Source organism: Marinicellulosiphila megalodicopiae (genome assembly GCF_045862395.1).
GTDB lineage: Bacteria > Pseudomonadota > Gammaproteobacteria > Pseudomonadales > Natronospirillaceae > Marinicellulosiphila > Marinicellulosiphila megalodicopiae.
In genome coordinates, this window is the sequence record NZ_AP023087.1 from 4,371,393 (window position 1) to 4,389,745 (window position 18,353).

Below are 18,353 nucleotides of genomic sequence, written 5' to 3' on the forward strand. Positions count from 1 at the left end.
GAGGCAATAAAAACCCCACGATTATACAGCCTGCAGCGTTTTGATCAAATAACAATCATTTTTGTTTCTTAATATTAAAAATTGTATCTATTATTTGTAGAGGGTAAGGTTAGATAAATATAAAAAACTAAACTTATAAGGTCGCTTTACTCACGATTCAATGTGCATAAAACCCACAAGCCAAGTACACAACAACTTGATACAATTACAACTTTCATCAAACATCAAAGCAGTATCATCATGGCAAAAGCCGACGACAAAAAACCTAAAAAAGCCACACCTAAAAAGCAACTGAACACAGGCAAGAAACAAACACCTGCTAAAAAAAAACCTACAGAAAAGAAACCTGTCAAAAAATCTAACATCGCTAAAAAAACAAAAAAAACACCCCCTTCTAAACCGAAAAAGTCCTCTTGGATAAAACGAACATTTTGGGTATTAGCAAAATTGTTTTTAGTTGGCCTAGTAATTCTTGCAACGTACATGACTTACCTCAACATTCAAATTCGCCAACGCTTTGAAGGGCGTACCTTTGACATTGCTACCTCTGTATTTGCCCAACCCCTTTCTTTATATGAAGGCAAAACTCTAAGCCAAAACCAACTATCATGGTCCTTAAACAACCTAGGCTATCGCAAAGACAGCAAAGTCGATCAACCCGGCGAATATTGGAATAACGGCAATCAGTTCACTATATATAAGCGCCACTTTGAATTTTGGGATCGCACCGAATCCGCCAAACGCTTACACATTCAATTAGGCAAGCAATCCATTGATCGTTTAACCGACGACCAACATCAAACGCTCATTCTTGAACGGCTCGATCCATTTGTTATTGGCGAATTATACGGACAAGACAAAGCCCGCGAATTAATCAAACTCGAACAAGTACCCACTACTTTGAAGGAAGGCTTTTTAGCCATTGAAGATAACAATTTCTACAACCATCACGGCATATCCCCTACCGGCATTGCCCGTGCGTTTTTTAGTAACGTCAAATCAGGCAGTCTCACCCAGGGTGGCTCAACCATTACACAACAGTTAGTTAAGAACTTATTCTTATACAACAAGCGCAGTTTATGGCGCAAAGCCAACGAAGCGTTAATGGCGATTTTAATTGATGCACAATATGAAAAAGACGAAATCCTAACCGCCTACTTTAATGAAGTGTATTACACCCAAGACGGCGCACGCTCAATTCATGGCCTGCAACTCACCAGCCGTTACTTCTTTTCGACTCAGCTTGAATACCTACAATTGCATCAACAGGCACTATTAATTGCCATGGTAAAAGGCCCGTATTATTACCATCCCATTAATCATCCTAAGCGCACATTAGAACGACGTAACTTAGTGCTGGGCGTCATGCACGAAAAAGGCATCATCACCGAGCCCGAACTCATTCAAGCCAAAGCTCAGTTATTAGATGTCAGCATCACTAAGCGCAGTCAAACCGCTCAGGACTTTATGCAATTAGTGAAACAGCAAATGGATGAACAATATTATGCGTCCGACCTTTCAAGCAAAGGCGTGCGAGTGTTCACCAGTTTCGAGCCGTACGTGCATCACCAAGCGTTAGCGCAATTAAAATCTCGAGTCGCCACCATCGAGAACCAACACAGCATTCCAAGCAACCAACTACAAAGCGCCGTTGTCATTACTGACACAACCAATGGCAACATCCGCACACTTATTGGATCAAGCCAAGGCAAGTACACAGGCTTTAACCGCGCATTAGACGCCAAGCGCCCAATAGGCTCGCTAATCAAACCGTTTATTTATTCCGAAGCACTCGCCTCGGGTGAATTTCACTTAGCCAGCCTACTTGATGACTCCCCTATTAATATGGAAATCAAAGGCCAAGGCACATGGCAACCACAAAACTACGACCATAAATCCCATGGATCCCCAACGTTATTAGAAGCCTTTGCTAAATCGTACAACTTAAGCGCAGTGTGGATATCTCAACAACGTGGCGTGAAACGATTAGTAAACACATTAAAAGACATGGGATTAGAGTCCGTAGACAACCAAAATCCATCATTAGCGTTAGGCGCCTTAGAGTTATCCCCATTTCAAGTAGCGTCGCTGTATCAAGTATTCGCATCTGGCGGATTCCAAATGCAACTCAACACATTGCTTGCGGTTGTTGATGAACAAAACCAAGTCTTACAACGCCATCAACCTCAAATGGAGCTTAAAATAGACACCCACACCATGAGCCTCATGCAATACGCACTTAACTACAACATGCGCGAAGGCACCGGTAAATTTGCCTACCAATACTTACCTCAATCTTTTATGGTGGCAGGCAAAACAGGCACCAGTAATGACGCACGAGATTCTTGGTTTGTGGGTTTTTCAGAAGACTCCCTTGCCAGTGTATGGCTAGGCTTTGACGACAACCAACCCATGCCCATTACAGGCTCAAGTGGCGCACTACGAGTTTGGACCGACATATTCAAATCACTACCATTAACCATGCAACGCCAAAGTCAGCCAGACGACATAAGCTGGCACTGGGTCGACTTAGCATCGGGCTACCGCACACAAGAAAACTGCAAAAACGCCGTTTACGTGCCATTTAAATTTAACGAAATTGCAGAGCGTTACATTCCATGCCGCCAAAGCGAAAGCCAACAAAAACAAAATTGGCTACAAAGATTATTAAGATAACGCGTAGAACATTCTCAAGCGTACTTGGGAATCCAGCAATTGAACGCTAACAACACAGGTAGGTTCGGACTCATCCGATCTCATTAAAAACAAATGAGACCAATCCAAACCTACAAAACAAATAAAAATTTGAAAGCAGAAACGACTATGACAGATTCAAACGACAACAAAATTGACAACGAACAAGACAAACACAAAGCAAAAATGAAAGCTCGTAAAGCCGTCATGGACAAAAAAATCGCCGCCTCCACAGAAGAACGTGGCGTGCTGATATTAATGAAAGGCAATGGCAAAGGAAAAAGCAGCTCCGCGTTTGGCACCATGGTTAGATCATTAGGACACGGACAAAAATGCGCCGTCATTCAATTCATAAAAGGTCGCCTAGAAACCGGTGAATTTAAATTTTTCAAAGACATGGCCAATACCAGCGAACAATTAAACTGGCACGTAATGGGTCACGGCTTTACATGGGAAACCCAAGACAAAGAACAAGACATCAAAGCCGCACAACAAGCTTGGGTCGTCGCACAAGAATACCTAAACAATGCCGACTACGACTTATTAGTATTTGATGAAATGAGCTACATGTTCAAATACGGCTACCTCGAAGTTGCACCCGTAGTAGAAGCATTAAAAAACCGACCTAAAAATCAAAACGTCATCATCACCGGTCGCACCATGGCACACGACTTACAAGAAATAGCCGACACCATCAGCATTGTACAAGACGAAAAACACGCATTTCGCTTAGGCGTAAAAGCACAAAAAGGGATCGAATATTAATGAGCCGTTTTTGCCCCGCACTATTCATAGCCGCACCGTCATCCAATCAAGGTAAAACGACAGTCACATGCGCCATTGCACGCAAGCTTTCAAATGAAGGCAAAAAAGTCAGAATTTTCAAAACAGGGCCCGACTACCTAGACCCTCAAATTCTACAACAAGCAAGTAGACACCCAGTCATACAATTAGATTTATGGATGTGCGGATTAGAATATTGCGAACAAGCATTATACGACGCCGCCCAAGATGCCGACTTAATATTAATAGAAGGCGCCATGGGATTATTTGATGGACAGCCATCAAGTGCCGACCTAGCCAAACAATTTAATATTCCCATTGCGGTCATCATGGACGTTAAAGGCGCCGCCCAAACCGTAGGTGCCATCTTGCTAGGCCTAAAAACCTATCGTGACGACATCGACATCACCCACTTTATAGCCAACAACTGCGGATCAAATCGCCACAAAGAATTAATTGAAGAGGCGATGCCAAAAGACATTAAATTTTGGTTCAACTTAGCACGCGACGAAAACATAGCATTACCCGAACGTCACCTAGGCTTAGTACAGGCAGAAGAAGTCACCGAGCAACTAGAACAACAATTCAATTACACCGCAGAAAAAATCATAACAGACGAAGATTTATTAAATTCTATAAAACCAATTGAATTTAAAAACCCGAATATAAAAATCGAAGCCTTCAAGCCACTTCTAAAAAACAAAACCATCGCCATAGCAAAAGACGTTGCGTTTAATTTTATATACGAAGCCAACGTACAAACACTAAAAGACCTAGGCGCAGAAGTCGTATTTTTCTCACCACTAAACGACAAACACCTACCAAATTGCGATTCCATTTGGTTACCCGGTGGCTACCCAGAATTACACGCCAAAAAAATCAGCGAAAACACAACACTGATACAAGACATTCAAAAACATTTTAAAAATCATAAAAAAATATTTGCCGAATGCGGAGGATTCATGACCTGCCTAGAAACCCTAACGGATTTAGAAGGCCACACATATAACATGCTCAACCTTATCCAAGGCCAAGCAACCATGCGTGGAAAACGCGGCTGCCAAGGCATGCAATTTCTAACAGTCCCATTTACAGACGAAAACGGTAATGTGACAGAGCTAGAAATAAAAGGACACGCACATCACCGATCACGTGCAGACAATACACCCGAGCCCGTGAGTTTTGCTAGAAGACAACGTCACCCAGCTCCTGGTGAAGCTATTTTCAAAGTGGATGGATTAGTTGCAAGTTACTTGCATGTGTTTTTTCGGTCTAATATGGAGATGGTTGGGGAGTTGTTTAAATAATTATAATGTCAGAAAAAATAAAAAAAAGTGTACGAAGAAATAAAAGATTAATATTAGGCACACTTGGCCCTACAATCATTGGGGCCATTTGTTTCTCAATATTAATCACATTTGAAAATCCCTCATCATTTTTATCGATTTTCGTTTTATATTTTCTATTTGCATTTATTTTAGGAAGTACCCCATTTTTTATATATAGCTGGTTAATGGAAAAATATATCAATCCAAAATCGAGCACTGATGCAACTGCAATTTTTAAAAGCACAATATTAGGATTACTAGCAGGTGCAATCTTTGTAATAATCCCACCCTTTGGTTATTCGATTTTAATTGGTGGATTTACAGGATTTGTAATGGGGTGGTTTCTTAGAAAAAACTATTCCAACGAAACAAATGAAACAAATGAAACAATTCATTTTAAAGATAGAACAATTAATATCGAAAAACCAGTTGAACTAAGCGAAGGCAATCAGAGAACTTCCTTTATCATATTATCTTTTTCATATTACAGTATTTACACACTTACTAAACACTGGGCTTTTGATTATTGGTCTGCAGTTATGAGTCTTTTAATGTTTATAAATATATTTATTTCTCTACCTTTTTTATTGTATTTAATTTGTAGATTTTTATCGAACCCTAAATTAATAATAAATCATAAGTTATTAATCGTATCAATTACAGTTTTACCTTTTACATTAATATTTCTTGAACCCATCTCCAACTTTCTTCATATTAGCTAAGGAGTCAAGAAAAAATAAAAAATAGAGGTTAATTTTTGACAGTTGTAAATTAAAACCCCAAATTTTACAGTATTTTCGCTTTAAGCCTGATTCTTTTGTGTGTTTTTCGGTAGAATTTGGATATGAATTTAAAGTTGCTTGGTTAGAAATGAACGACATTTTACATGTTATCCTGCTTGGATTCACGCATGATTGATATTATGAATGAGTAAATTTGTAAAACAAAAATCCGCTCGTCATCTTCAACAGTTTTATCGCTGGAGATCCAGTGCCTTTTTTAAACTTTTGAGTGTCTATGTCAAATGTAAGGCGCGACCCCGATATTCATGAAATTTTTGAATTAAAATCCTCTCTTTTCTCCAATGGTGTTTCATCGAATCCATCCATAAAAATTGAAAGTTTTCCTTCACCTAATAGAAAAGAAAACAATTTTAATGAGCAACTCAATCCTAACATATTTATTTTTTTACATGCCTCATTAATCATAGAATCTGGATCTTTAATTTTTCTTAATTCTATAAATATCGGAATTGAATGCCCTGTATTTAACTCTAAAAACTGAAGATATTTCAATAGTATAGACTTACCTTGACCAAGACTCCCTGTGATCAATATACCGTTTGCATCATTTATATTAATAATTTCATTTAATGAAATTAGTTTTCGATTGCTTCCTTCTACTTTTGGAGGGTAAAAAAAACTATTTAACATTTTCGATGCATTTTGGTCTATTAAAGTATAAATTTCTTGCTCTTTTTTAAATTTTTATGAAATTTATTTAAAACGCACTCATCCTCTAACCAACACTGAATTTCTGATCTATTTGAACCTGCCGCATTTTCTAAAAAGGTAGAAATATTTTTTTTCAAATAGGATATCGGTTTATTTTTTAATGGGGATATCATAATATTCGACTCATATACTAGACTATATAACTAATAAAGACTAATTTCGCTGCCAAGGATCATTACTTAAAATTTTAAATTATCGACTCAACTTCAGAATTAAATAAACAGATACCATCAAAGCTATCTGATTTAATGTTCAATATACCACTACAAAACCAGTTGTTACACCCATTTTTCTAGGTACGGAATCTTAGATCGCGTTCACCAAACAAAAGAAACAAGAGGAACGCAGAGTATCAGGTCTTTATTTTGACATAGACACTCAAAAAACATGAGATATTCAGGCTAAGCACTCATATTTACCACCCTCTTTACATTATTAGACAAACCACCACCCACGTAACATAACCATAAAACTGATAGAGTTGTGCCCCCCATTCATTAACGGCGGTGAGTCAAAAAAATCCAGTTTGCTGCTAGCTTTGAAAATATTTTTTAAGCTACTTTGACAAGCTGGATTCTGCCCCATTTAATTCAATTGAATAATGGTAAAAATCCGAACCATCATCATTGCCAGATACAACAAGTATTGCATCATCCATTTTTACTAATTGATAAGATTCGTGAATAAATGCAGGACCCTGCTCATTCACTTCACCTGGTACGATATACTCTTTTTCTAAAACTAAATATTTAGAGTAAATAAGCAGCTTGCCATCACTCATTAAAAACACATTAACTTTTTCATCAGAATATATGTCTGTTATATTTGCACTATCGATTAATCTACCTTCAACACTGTAATCATATTTATTTAATAAATGTCCACTTGAGGTGATCAAATAATCTTGATTAATAAGACTATAAATATAAGTATCATGTAACCTATCTGTTTCTAGTTCAATTTCATTTACTTTTTTTATTGAAATTTTAGAATCAATGACATTTATTTCATTAACTTCAAACCTTTCAAAGTATATTGAATTTATATCTATTTTCTCTGTGTACAATATTTTATTATTTTCAATGGAATGAAATAATCCAAAATTTTCTAGTATCACCCTATCTAAAATCTCATCCTTGCTTATATCTATCAAATCTAATGCATGTTTGATGTATGGATCACCATTTAATAAAATATTTTTTTCAACGAATATTCGACCACTAATTTGCTCCATCCTAGTATTATAATCTATATCTGAAACCCTGAATGCTTGTGTAATATTTTCGGCATTAACTACTAATTTATCAAAAGTAATTTTATTAGTTAAATCATCCTCCACTCGAGTTAAAAATACTATGATTCCATTTTTCATATATTGTAAACCAAAAGATTCATCACCCAAATAAACCTCATTTTTTATGAAACCTGTTTCTAAATCCAATTCAAGCAATCGATTCATCATACGATTATAACCAACAATACTTTTTTTATCTGATGTTGGTATTACAGAATACATATGAGCGCCTACATAATAATCATTAGTATTTTCCTGGTTTTCAACAACAACATCAATTGACTCAAATACTTTAATAAAACTTTTAGTATAATTTGTCATATTACTAATAATTTCAATATTAAGCGCAACATAATACGTCCCACTTTTACTTACTTTGTGGCGTGAAACTGCAGTCGTTGAAAAGAAGTTTTTAAAAGAATTTGCTGTTAAATTAATATAGTAATTTATACGATGATCATCTGGTACATTCACGATACTCTGTGTTGCATCAACAATTATTTCATTTGTTTGCTGATCAAAACTCAAACTTACTTTTACAGCAGCCCCTTCATATTGATTAGACTTTTCAACAGAATTTAATGTAATTATATTTACATTCGGGTCTGAAAATAAATCAAATTCTAAGTTGGGATTAATTCCATCTATCTCAGTTTCAGTCATTGTTTGCGTCAAACTATGTGTATCAGTTTGAGTTTTAGTATTCATTTGGGTTTCTTCAGATGAACTATCTGAATTAAAATCACTAATTTGACAAGCATTAAGCCCAACAAGTAGTAATACGGGTATTATTAATTTCATTTAATATCCTCAATTAAATATTTTCTTATATTAAAAATTACCACTATTTTATTTCAAAACTAAATCTAGTGCTTTCATTTCATGTATTCATCACAGTAGTATAAAAATTATTCTGGACACTAATTAAATTTATTTTGATAATCTACTGAGTTGTGGATGCGCCCAACAAACACCGTCCATGTAACAAAACCAAAAAAAATCTCTAATCAGCAACCGATTATTTTAAATGCCAGCTTAGATCATGGAAATAACTCGTAAATTAAAATCCGAAGTACATCATTCGTTAAGCTGCTAAATCAGCTCTGTACTTTTCCATTAAATCATAAGGTGATTTATAATTCAGCTTTTTCTTTGTCTTGTGCTTAATCGATTTACTGCATGTCGTACTTTTTTTTGAGTCACTGTTTTAAAGTCAGTGTGTTTAGGAATATATTATCGAAGCAAACCATTTACGAATTATAGAGCGTCAGGTCTTTATTTTTAAATAGACACGCATTAAAAGATCCAGTAAATTCGCCAAAAATCAACAGGGTCAAATCTTGACTTCAGACCTCATAGTAAGCTGGGGGCGCGTCCACCAAACACCACTTAACAGATATGCATCCTTCAAATTAACACACTTCACCATTACTTCCTTCTCAACCTATAAGCATACAAAAAACCACAATAAAGATACCTATAGGCATACATTTAAGCTGATTGTGCAATCCTATAGGTATACATTTACCACTTAAATGTATACCTATAGGTTACACAAATATGAATATTAAGAAAATTGCCCAAAAACAATATCGTCAAATCATTGACAAAGCCGCTCAAAGCACTCAATTTATTGAAGAACTCCCAGAAGGCTGGATTACAAGTGTGCGTAAATCCCTTGGTATGAGCGTGGCTCAACTGGCCTCAATAACCGGAGTTACCTGAGCATCCATTTCAAAAGTTGAAAAAGCAGAGACACAAGGTGCGGTTACGCTTAAAAAAATGCAAAGCATCGCCCAAGCAATGGGTTGTGAATTTGTGTATGCCATTGTGCCAAACGAAAATATTGAAAACGTCATCCTCAAACACGCGCAAGCCAAAGTAAAATCACAACTTACAATCGAAAGCACTCACATGGCTCTAGAAGCCCAAGCATTGTCACAAGCGCAGTTAAATATTGAATTTAATAGAAGAGTCGATGAGTTAGTAAATGAGATGCCTTATGATTTTTGGGAAAACAAATGAATTTTGAAGAACCAGATGGCGCCACACCTTTAGAACATGAAGAAAAAGAAGGGCTTAAGTTTAAACACATCACAACTCGCTCACAGTTAGATGAATTAGAACAGGCCAATATTTCTTCAGGAATTTTGTGGTTATCAAGAAACAAATCAACCGATTTATTAAATGAACATTTTGTGTGTTTATTACATAAGAAATTATTTGGTGAAGTTTGGAAGTGGGCAGGCAGTTTTCGTAAAACTGAAAAAACATAGGTATTGATCCAAGACAAATATCTGTACAACTCAGGTAATTATTAGACAACACTCAATATTGGATAGATCACAACGTATTTAAGCCTTGTGAATTAGCCGTGCGGTTTCATCATCGATTAGTATCCATTCACCCTTTCCCAAATGGAAACGGCAGACACTCAAGAATACTAGCCGACGCAATACTAACAAAGTTATTGAAACACAAACCAATAGACTGGGCTGGTGGATATGATTTGCAATCAATGACACAACGAAGAACTCAATACATCAAAGCATTACGATTAGCCGAAACTGGCGATTTTGATTTGCTTTTTACATTTTCTGGTTGTTAATTAAAATGGTGTTTTTGATTGACATATGTTTGAAATTGATCAGATCCAAAACTTTTACTCTAGCGCTATTAGTTTTTACATTTTAGATATTTTTCAAAAATAAAGTAACTACAAACTCCGAGTTTTAGCCAATGGTAAGTAAGGATATATAATCGAATAATTCAAAGGATTTTGTAATTGTTCACTGCGGTTAAATTATATAAAATACCCGCAGGTACCTTGTTGTAAAGATTTGCAATCTTATAAGGAAATAAATTTAATTAAATTGGATAAAACTATGATTTTTAGTAAAAACGACAGCCTTAAATCTAAGCGCTATTTATTGCCTGTTATCTTTTCGGCATTGGGATTAATTGGTTGTGCAGATAATGATGGAAATAGTGAAGGCACGGCATTTGAAACTAGCACACAAACTAGCACTAACGGTGAGACATCAACGATTACGCTATCTCAAACGGATACGTTAACTGATACAAACTCTCAATCACAGACCGGTACTGAGTCAGAAACAAATACAAATTCGCAATCAAATACTGATTCTGAAACAGATACAGATACAGATACAGATACAAACTCTCAATCACAGACCGACACTAAGTCAGAAACAGATACAAACTCTCAATCACAGACCGACACTAAGTCAGAAACAGAAACAGATACTAATTCACAGTCAAACACTGATTCTGAAACTCAAACTCAAACTCAAACTCAGACTCAGACTCAGACTCAGACAGATATTGAAACCGATCCGGTTAAAATTAAAGAAACATCCGTTTTGACGGTTTATGAATATTATGAGTTATTATCTGAGGCAATGTATGAGGTTAAGGGCAACCCTGTCACTGCGCTTCGAGATCCTGACCACGATACAACGCTAAGTACTATCAATTTTGAATGCGTTGATTTTGATGGCCAACCTGGTATTGCTGAAGAAAAAGAATTTACCGATGGCTCATCTATTTTAACAATCACTCAATGCGCTACTAGCTACGGTTTGTTAAATTTATCAATTACCTCAACGCCAAATGAGGTTACTGAATTATTTATGAGCTTAGAAACGCAAACGGGCACTAGCTCTATGCTATTAGAAATTGGAGTGGATAGTAGAACAGTTTTAGTCACAACTGAACTTAATGAAATTTATTCATTTGAAGTTGGGCAAGAATTTGAAAACTACACATCAAATGGCGCGGAATTAAATATTGAATTTTCACCTTTTGAATTTACGACAGACAGTCAATGTGAATATTCAAGGTCTGAATCAGTTATAGTCAATCAAGGATTACCTTATTTAGTTGCGCCAGATATTGAAAACCATTGCGTTGATACCATTAATTTCTCAACTAGCAAAACATGGTCGCAAGCAGAATCGACCTTGATTTATAAAATTGACGTGTCGGATTCCACTTCATTTAACGCCGCTTTTATCGCACAGGATTTAGACACGGCTTTTAAAACAACGTTACTAGATGACAGGGGTAATAAGCTTAATTATTGGTATCCTGATAATGTATTTTATTATCTGTTGGATACTCAATTAGAGGCTGGACAATATTTTATTCACCTTGAACATTTAAGCTCAAATGATTCTATTGGTGAATTATATTTTGAAATCGATAGTGAATTTGCAATGGTCTCATTTGTTGAAGAAACTGCTGCGCCAATTACACTTTCAGAAGTCTTAATAAGTTATGGTGATGTTTATGAATTAAATGTCACCCAAGCGGACATGTTTAGATTTAAAGTCGGTTCTGACTATTATGAAAATTTTTTGGGTCTTTCAATAACGGATGATCAAGGCATTCAACAAAGAGAAATTCAACTTTCATTTAATGGTGAATATAACGAAATTTATTTAGAAATTGGCCAGTATTTTGTTTTTGTCACCGGCGTAGAAGCTGAGCAAATATTAAAGCTGCAAACAAAGCAATCTAACCCTGCTAGTTTAGTGATTACTGATACAGCGCCAAAGATTGTCACTAATAGAACACCTAGCAGTGCATTATTAGACACGCAATATTCGCAAAGTGATTATACTTTAAATATTACGTTAGATAATTATGCTCAGATGGTCCAGCTTGCCAATGAACACATTCCAGAAGAAACAGACTTTACAAATATTGTAAATGGCAATATTACGTTGAGCGCAAACTCTGATGCATTATTGGGTTACACCACTTACGATTGTGAAGTGTCTGGTAATTATTATGAGCCTAATGGTTTTGATGCAGCAGGATACACTGAAGATTGTGTCATGAACTCTGGACCTGTGGAGTATAATTTTAATACTAATTTTTCACCTTATACACATTATTATTCATTCACAACACAGGATGGTTTTGTATTAACTGTTGATAAAGTATGGGGTACTTCATTTTTCTTTGACGCAGAGTTAGAACAAGAAACCTTTATTTCATTAGAAGGTTTTGGAAGCTTTATGGTTAAAGGTGATGCAGATAGAGAAGTTAAGAATTTCTTTGGTGCATCTAACAGTTACTTGTTTACTGATTATGATTATTTAAACACCGAAATTTCACAAGATAGTTTGTGTTTATTTAATGAAGTATCCAAATATGAAGTCAACGGATTTTTTGTTGATGCTATCGTTGGATTTGAAGATAACTGCGTAGAAGATTTTGATTTTGAAATTACTCGATCTTGGTCTGAGCCGTTAAGCACTTTGGAATATCAATTAACCGTTCCAAATGACAATACAGAATTGCTGGTATTTAAAAGTACAGGACAGATATATAACGAATATTTAATTACAACAATTTATGATCAAAATTTATCACCTGCTTATTTAGACGTTGCTGGCGGTGGCTACACAAATATTGAAGAAGTATTAGATGCTGGTGTTTATACCATCTATTTACAAAACACCTTTGATAGTGATGGGGAAGTTGAGCATGATGTGTATATGCAATTAAAAGCGATGGGCGCCACACTTGAATTTATTCAAGAGATTGCACCACCTACTATTGAACAAACTGTATTAGTTGATCAGTTAGTAACAGAGCAAGATGGCATTACGTTTGATTTGGTAGTTAGCGAAGCATCAATGATTTCTATTGAATTTGTCACAGTTGAAGACGTTGAATTTTACTTGCTTAATAGTAATAACGAATTGTTAAAAGATGCTTATGCATTAGGTGATGATATGTTCATTCAACTACCTGTAGGGTCTTACCAATTAAGAGCTTCCACTTGGGATAATACTTATTTAGATGTGATCTTAAAAACAGACACGCAAGATTCTGTATCCATTACATTGGCGCCTTAAAATAATAATTTAAGCGACGCGCCCTAAAATACGTTGACAGTAATTTAATTAAGCCAGCTCAAATATAGCTGGCTTTTTTTGTTCTGGCTTTCAAAATGCCGAGTGAACCCATTGAGGTCAAGCCGCTTACTTCACAATACTTTTTCAAATACAGAGGGTATGACATATCTCGCGTCATCATCTGATAAACAATGCATAGCAAAATAATCCACGTAACAAAACCAAAAAACATTCATCTAATCAGCAACAGATTATTTTAAATACCGACTTAAATTATGAAAATAACCCCATTAACCGATCACATCGGCGCGTTAATTGAAGACATCCAATTAAACACAATCACAGACCAGCAGTTTGATCATTTATATCAAGCATTCTTAAAACACAAAGTCATATTCTTGCGAGATCAAATTTTAACAGCACAACAACACCTAACTCTTGCCACTCGCTTTGGCGCATTAGAGCCCGCGCATCCTTTTTTTGCACATGCGCAAGAGTGTGATCAGATCACTATTATTGAAAGCGCGCCTGGGAATCCACCAGGAGAAAGTTTTTGGCACACCGATATGACATGGCAAGAAACTCCACCAAAATGTTCAATCTTACACGCTCAATTTGTACCCAAAACTGGAGGCGATACGATTTGGTGTAATATGGCTCAAGTTTGGAATGCGTTACCCGAAAGTGAAAAACAATATTTACGCAGGTTAAAAGTCTCTCATGAACTTCATGCATTTAAAGGCAGTCGTTACGATAAAAAAGAATTAGACGGCCAGAACTACGCCGATAAAGTCGCTCAGCAACATCCTCCTGTTATTCGTAACATGATTCAAATTCATGAGGAGACTCAAGAGGAAGTGTTGTTTATCAATGAGCAATTTACTAGAAGTGTGGTGGGGTTAGATAAAACACAAAGTGATGCATTATTAGCAAAACTATTTGCTCGTGCTAAAGACCCGAAATTACAAATTAGATTTTCTTGGCAGGCTAATTCCATTGCTATTTGGGATAATCGCGCCACTCAACATTTTGCAGTAACCGATTATGGCGATGCACCACGAAGACTTCATCGAGTGACGGTAAAGGGAGGGAGTCGATTATCAATAACATAATGAGACTTTGTCTTTAGCCCTGACACATACTCCAATGGATTTTTCTAATATTTGCGAATAAAAATAAAAACAATCAAACCTCATTGAGTTATTATGGAAGGCAAACGAATAAAGTAGAATCTAACAATGAAACAAAATAAGGCAATACCTACAGAACATTTAACTCGAGTGATTGATACTTTTCCATCAGTGCATATTCCCAGTGATTCTAAAATGCTACCCATTGAAGTGTCATTAATTGCACAGTTGGGTCATGGTGCCGGTAATCATTTATATGAGAGTATTGCATCAAGGCAAAAATGCCACAGTGACTTTGTTGACGAGCTCGAAGAGCCTTCTGCAAAATTAGCTGGGACTAATTATTTATTAGGCGACACCACTTCTTTATATTCCTTTATTGTTGGACCTACAGGACACCCATTTCACAAACATGCGGGTCATCGAATTTTTACCGCTGTATCTGGCAGTGGTGGCGCTCAATTACGTTTTTCTACGGCGACGCCTGAAGAAATCGAAAATAAGCCTCATACTTTTATAGACAAATTGCATTTTATTAACATACCACCGGATTGTATGTTCACGGTGCGTTTTGGCGGCGACACTTGGCATCAGTTTTGGCCGTTATCTAAAAACCCCATTCACCCTGTATTTTTTGCACTGTCTTGTCATACAGATGAACTTGGCGGTAATTTATCAGAGGAAATGAAAAGAAAAATTATAGACAATGAAGCAGACATTCCTTCGTTGACAGAAATATTACCATCTGAATTATCTGAATATATTCATTCAAAAGCATTTAAAGAAAAGAACGTAAAAACAACCACACTTGCACTAGATGCACCCGCCGGCACATTTCACCGAAAAGTATGTGACACTGTTAGAGGTACGATTGGTGTGTTTCGAGGGATTTGGGGTGGCTGGTATAAGTCTAGCGGATACGTTTCTCAAACTAACGACTCCAAAATGGTCAAAGAATATAACTCCCTTCCAAAAAACTCATTATTGCTTGAACATATATCTAATGAACAGGTACATCATGAAGATTCATTTTCCATAACCGTTAATAAAAGTCATTTTATAGAATTCGATTCACAACAATTATTAGAAAAAATGCTTGAAGAATTTTTAATAAATTCACCAAAAGGCGTTTCTAAATTAATGTCCATGCGTAATGTAATTGTGAAACCATTTGGTTTAAGAACTTCTCCACTTGGGTGTCCGGTTTCATCTTTATTGTCTGAAGATACAAGTAATTTATTTGCAAACAAATACCCTGTACTTGATCAAAAACAAAATGAAGCAGATAACACAACCCAAGTGATTCTTGGTGCTAATGACAAACATTTAAAATTCAGATCGTGCATCAGAGTTGAAGTGACAAATGATGATCACATAATTTTCAGTTTAGAGAATCGCGTTCATTGCGAAAATTTATTTGGAAGATTCTATATGTCGATGATCGATTATATGCACAGACATTATATTGCACCTACTATGTTACGCCGCTGTGTGGATTATGTGATTTCTCAAATGGATTCCAACAACAACACGACTGACACATTAAATTTAGAGCCGTTGATCGAGAAAACCCCAACATAATTAATGGTTTAAAAATCGTTAAAAATAAAAAAGGCTTAGAATTCAAACAATAATTAGAGGAACAGTTTTTAGCGCAATGTAACTTCTATTTTATTATAAAATTTATAATAGGCTAATATTAAATCTTGGAACAACTATAATTTTTAATAAAATCACGGCCGGACATTTAAATAATTACCAATTATCACCCATAAAAAAGCCAGCGTGTTGCTGGCTTTTTTATTTTGCATCCAAAACACTAAGGAATAAATTTACTCATTACTAAAGAGCAATCATTCTTTTCATTAGAAAAAATAATTCCTGATCCATCGATAAGTCCAGCAGCATCGCTTACATTAAATTCATAACTTAAATTTTCATAAGTGAACACCATTACCTCATCTATGAATGTTCCATGAAATTCAGATGTATCTAAAGTATCGGCACTTAATACCACACCATTAATTATGTAATTTAGAATGGTTAGTCTTGCATCAGAAAATGGAATATCATTACAACCAATATATCTTTTCAAATCCCATGTAGACTCCCAGCCTTGTACCGTTTTTTTAATTTCATTTACCCGAACATTATCAAGTTTGATTTGGTAATAATTTTCAATAAAATCTTCACCACCAAACATGCTAAAGTCAAAATACACACTATCGTCATTTTCCACAGACTTTACCATCGAATATTGTGTGCTTTTATTAATACAATAATTTTTAAAAGTCTGCCCAACAACATTAAAATTATTATAAGAGTTCAAATAACAAAAAACAGTTTCAACATCCACTTCCACATCAAATACTAATTCAATTAATCCTGTCATAAGTGGTAATTCTACATTCACACCCGCTGCCATAAATCGTGTATCTTCAGAAAACTCATAATCATTTAATTCATTTTCATTCTCTAAATTTAAATAATACCCCCCATCCTCAACGCCTGATGTAAAGTGAAAATCTTTTGTTAACCTTGATGTATTTGAAAAATCTACAATCATTATACGATCAAGTTCAACATTTCCATTAAAAAAATAATTATGAGTAGTTGAATATGATGAATACCAAAAATTATTGATATCAACATTCACATATGAATTTAATTTAAGAATATCTTTATTTATACTGGATTTAGTTTCACTAACACCATTTATATCTGTATACAATGATTTGTATTGATAATCGTCGTCAAACGAATTCATCAATTCATTTAAGTCAATTTTAATTTCAAACCATAAAGTTTCTTCATCTATTTTGGAAAAATAATAGAACAAATATTGCTCATCCGAATGCATACGGACATTAACATCATAATGTTTTTCATCAACATTATATCCAATATTCGAAAATTCTTTGGCTGGCTTGGATGCCATAACATTTTCAACGTTTACATCTATTCCATTAATAAATAGGATAGCTTCTGATTCCGAAAGACTGCCTTCTTCAACCCACTTTGATTTAATCATATCTTTAATTTCAGTTTCAGAAAAATTATAGGTAACCGCCTCAATTGAGTTAGCTATTAACACTCGATCAGAGTCTGATTGAAAATTAAATGTAACACTAATATTTGAGTAATCATTGCCTAAATTAATTGGAATTAAATACTTATCTCCAGAAACAACAGGAGAAATAGATGTTGAGTTTCTAATTACCACATCATTACTTTTAACTTCAAAAGACGTTTCATAACCGCCAGGAAATTGTAAAGCATTACTTGTACTGAATTCAAAAACGACAAAATTGAATGATTGATTGGACATCACATCAATTATTGCAGACCCAATATCTTTTCCATCTACTAAATTTAACTGAAAACCACCACCTATCTTTTCCCAATTACCTGGCAGGCCCGATCCATTGTAATTATTAAAATGTAATTCGTTGTTATAACTTAAACCATCATCAAAATTAATTTCACTGATTACATTGATAACTTCTGACTCTATCTTCTCGCCTTCTAAATATTCAACAGTAATACTTTCGTTTAATTTAAATGCTTTTGGATTATTGTGTGTTAGAAAAGCGCCAAATTCAGTTTCAGTTTCAGTTTCGGACTCAGTTTCTGTTTGCGTTGTATCAATCGCTTCAGGCAAACATGACAATAATAAAAAACAAGACATCAATAATATTAAATTTTTCATTTCTTTTTCC

13 protein-coding genes and 1 pseudogene are annotated in these 18,353 nt (G+C 35.3%); 11 read left to right on the forward strand and 3 right to left on the reverse strand.

Annotation, left to right across the window (positions count from 1 at the left end; translation table 11 throughout):
- The first annotated feature begins 162 nt into the window (after positions 1 to 162).
- The 4 genes from mrcB (at position 163) to TYM08_RS18780 (ending at position 5,527) form a co-directional block, all read left to right on the forward strand.
- On the forward strand, positions 163 to 2,676 hold the full coding sequence (mrcB, locus tag TYM08_RS18765) for a penicillin-binding protein 1B (RefSeq protein ID WP_422380682.1): 2,514 nt from the start codon (positions 163 to 165) through the stop codon (positions 2,674 to 2,676).
- Positions 2,677 to 2,823: 147 nt separating this feature from the next.
- Positions 2,824 to 3,459 carry a cob(I)yrinic acid a,c-diamide adenosyltransferase gene (gene cobO / locus TYM08_RS18770; RefSeq protein ID WP_422380683.1) on the forward strand — a complete coding sequence of 212 codons (636 nt, stop codon included), beginning with the start codon at positions 2,824 to 2,826 and terminating at the stop codon, positions 3,457 to 3,459.
- A complete protein-coding gene (locus TYM08_RS18775; RefSeq protein ID WP_422380684.1) occupies positions 3,459 to 4,784 on the forward strand; it encodes a cobyrinate a,c-diamide synthase in 1,326 nt (441 codons plus the stop codon). Before cobO ends, TYM08_RS18775 begins: the two co-directional genes overlap by 1 nt.
- 5 nt (positions 4,785 to 4,789) lie before the next feature.
- The gene (locus tag TYM08_RS18780) at positions 4,790 to 5,527 is read left to right on the forward strand and encodes a hypothetical protein (protein ID WP_422380685.1); all 738 of its coding nucleotides are present in this window, start codon (positions 4,790 to 4,792) and stop codon (positions 5,525 to 5,527) included.
- Positions 5,528 to 5,851: 324 nt separating this feature from the next.
- Here TYM08_RS18780 and TYM08_RS18785 read toward each other — a convergent pair whose 3' ends face one another.
- Together TYM08_RS18785 and TYM08_RS18790 are read right to left on the reverse strand one after the other, a co-directional pair.
- On the reverse strand, positions 5,852 to 6,238 hold the full coding sequence (locus TYM08_RS18785) for a hypothetical protein (protein WP_422380686.1): 387 nt from the start codon (positions 6,236 to 6,238) through the stop codon (positions 5,852 to 5,854).
- 637 nt (positions 6,239 to 6,875) lie between these two features.
- Positions 6,876 to 8,414: a hypothetical protein gene (locus TYM08_RS18790; protein WP_422380687.1), complete on the reverse strand. Its 1,539-nt coding sequence runs from the start codon at positions 8,412 to 8,414 to the stop codon at positions 6,876 to 6,878.
- 759 nt (positions 8,415 to 9,173) lie between these two features.
- On the opposite strand from TYM08_RS18790, the gene TYM08_RS18795 reads away from it, so the two are divergent.
- The 7 genes and pseudogenes from TYM08_RS18795 (at position 9,174) to TYM08_RS18825 (ending at position 16,215) form a co-directional block, all read left to right on the forward strand.
- On the forward strand, positions 9,174 to 9,338 hold the full coding sequence (locus tag TYM08_RS18795) for a hypothetical protein (RefSeq protein WP_422380688.1): 165 nt from the start codon (positions 9,174 to 9,176) through the stop codon (positions 9,336 to 9,338).
- Positions 9,339 to 9,395: 57 nt separating this feature from the next.
- Positions 9,396 to 9,638 carry a hypothetical protein gene (locus tag TYM08_RS18800; protein WP_422380689.1) on the forward strand — a complete coding sequence of 81 codons (243 nt, stop codon included), beginning with the start codon at positions 9,396 to 9,398 and terminating at the stop codon, positions 9,636 to 9,638.
- Positions 9,635 to 9,889: a hypothetical protein gene (locus tag TYM08_RS18805; protein ID WP_422380690.1), complete on the forward strand. Its 255-nt coding sequence runs from the start codon at positions 9,635 to 9,637 to the stop codon at positions 9,887 to 9,889. Before TYM08_RS18800 ends, TYM08_RS18805 begins: the two co-directional genes overlap by 4 nt.
- 59 nt (positions 9,890 to 9,948) lie before the next feature.
- A pseudogene (locus TYM08_RS18810) lies at positions 9,949 to 10,221 on the forward strand (Fic family protein); the annotation flags it as partial.
- Between the two features lie 277 nt (positions 10,222 to 10,498).
- Entirely contained in the window at positions 10,499 to 13,504 is a 3,006-nt protein-coding gene (locus tag TYM08_RS18815) for a hypothetical protein (RefSeq protein ID WP_422380692.1), read from the forward strand.
- Positions 13,505 to 13,779: 275 nt separating this feature from the next.
- A complete protein-coding gene (locus tag TYM08_RS18820) occupies positions 13,780 to 14,616 on the forward strand; it encodes a TauD/TfdA dioxygenase family protein (RefSeq protein WP_422380693.1) in 837 nt (278 codons plus the stop codon).
- 126 nt (positions 14,617 to 14,742) lie between these two features.
- Positions 14,743 to 16,215: a DUF2867 domain-containing protein gene (locus TYM08_RS18825; protein ID WP_422380694.1), complete on the forward strand. Its 1,473-nt coding sequence runs from the start codon at positions 14,743 to 14,745 to the stop codon at positions 16,213 to 16,215.
- 238 nt (positions 16,216 to 16,453) lie between these two features.
- On the opposite strand, the gene TYM08_RS18830 is transcribed toward TYM08_RS18825, so the two are convergent.
- Positions 16,454 to 18,343 (reverse strand): hypothetical protein, encoded by a 1,890-nt coding sequence (locus TYM08_RS18830; protein WP_422380695.1) that lies wholly within the window; start codon positions 18,341 to 18,343, stop codon positions 16,454 to 16,456.
- Positions 18,344 to 18,353: the final 10 nt, after the last annotated feature.

What these genes read in the sequence shown, in the direction of transcription:
- TYM08_RS18780 (WP_422380685.1), top strand. Translation starts at nt 4,790, where the DNA reads ATGTCAGAAAAAATAAAAAAAAGTGTACGAAGAAATAAAAGATTAATA.
- TYM08_RS18795 (WP_422380688.1), top strand. Translation starts at nt 9,174, where the DNA reads ATGAATATTAAGAAAATTGCCCAAAAACAATATCGTCAAATCATTGAC.
- TYM08_RS18785 (WP_422380686.1), bottom strand. Translation starts at nt 6,238, where the DNA reads ATGTTAAATAGTTTTTTTTACCCTCCAAAAGTAGAAGGAAGCAATCGA.
- TYM08_RS18805 (WP_422380690.1), top strand. Translation starts at nt 9,635, where the DNA reads ATGAATTTTGAAGAACCAGATGGCGCCACACCTTTAGAACATGAAGAA.
- TYM08_RS18830 (WP_422380695.1), bottom strand. Translation starts at nt 18,343, where the DNA reads ATGAAAAATTTAATATTATTGATGTCTTGTTTTTTATTATTGTCATGT.
- TYM08_RS18800 (WP_422380689.1), top strand. Translation starts at nt 9,396, where the DNA reads ATGCAAAGCATCGCCCAAGCAATGGGTTGTGAATTTGTGTATGCCATT.
- TYM08_RS18825 (WP_422380694.1), top strand. Translation starts at nt 14,743, where the DNA reads ATGAAACAAAATAAGGCAATACCTACAGAACATTTAACTCGAGTGATT.
- TYM08_RS18790 (WP_422380687.1), bottom strand. Translation starts at nt 8,414, where the DNA reads ATGAAATTAATAATACCCGTATTACTACTTGTTGGGCTTAATGCTTGT.
- TYM08_RS18775 (WP_422380684.1), top strand. Translation starts at nt 3,459, where the DNA reads ATGAGCCGTTTTTGCCCCGCACTATTCATAGCCGCACCGTCATCCAAT.
- TYM08_RS18815 (WP_422380692.1), top strand. Translation starts at nt 10,499, where the DNA reads ATGATTTTTAGTAAAAACGACAGCCTTAAATCTAAGCGCTATTTATTG.
- cobO (WP_422380683.1), top strand. Translation starts at nt 2,824, where the DNA reads ATGACAGATTCAAACGACAACAAAATTGACAACGAACAAGACAAACAC.
- TYM08_RS18820 (WP_422380693.1), top strand. Translation starts at nt 13,780, where the DNA reads ATGAAAATAACCCCATTAACCGATCACATCGGCGCGTTAATTGAAGAC.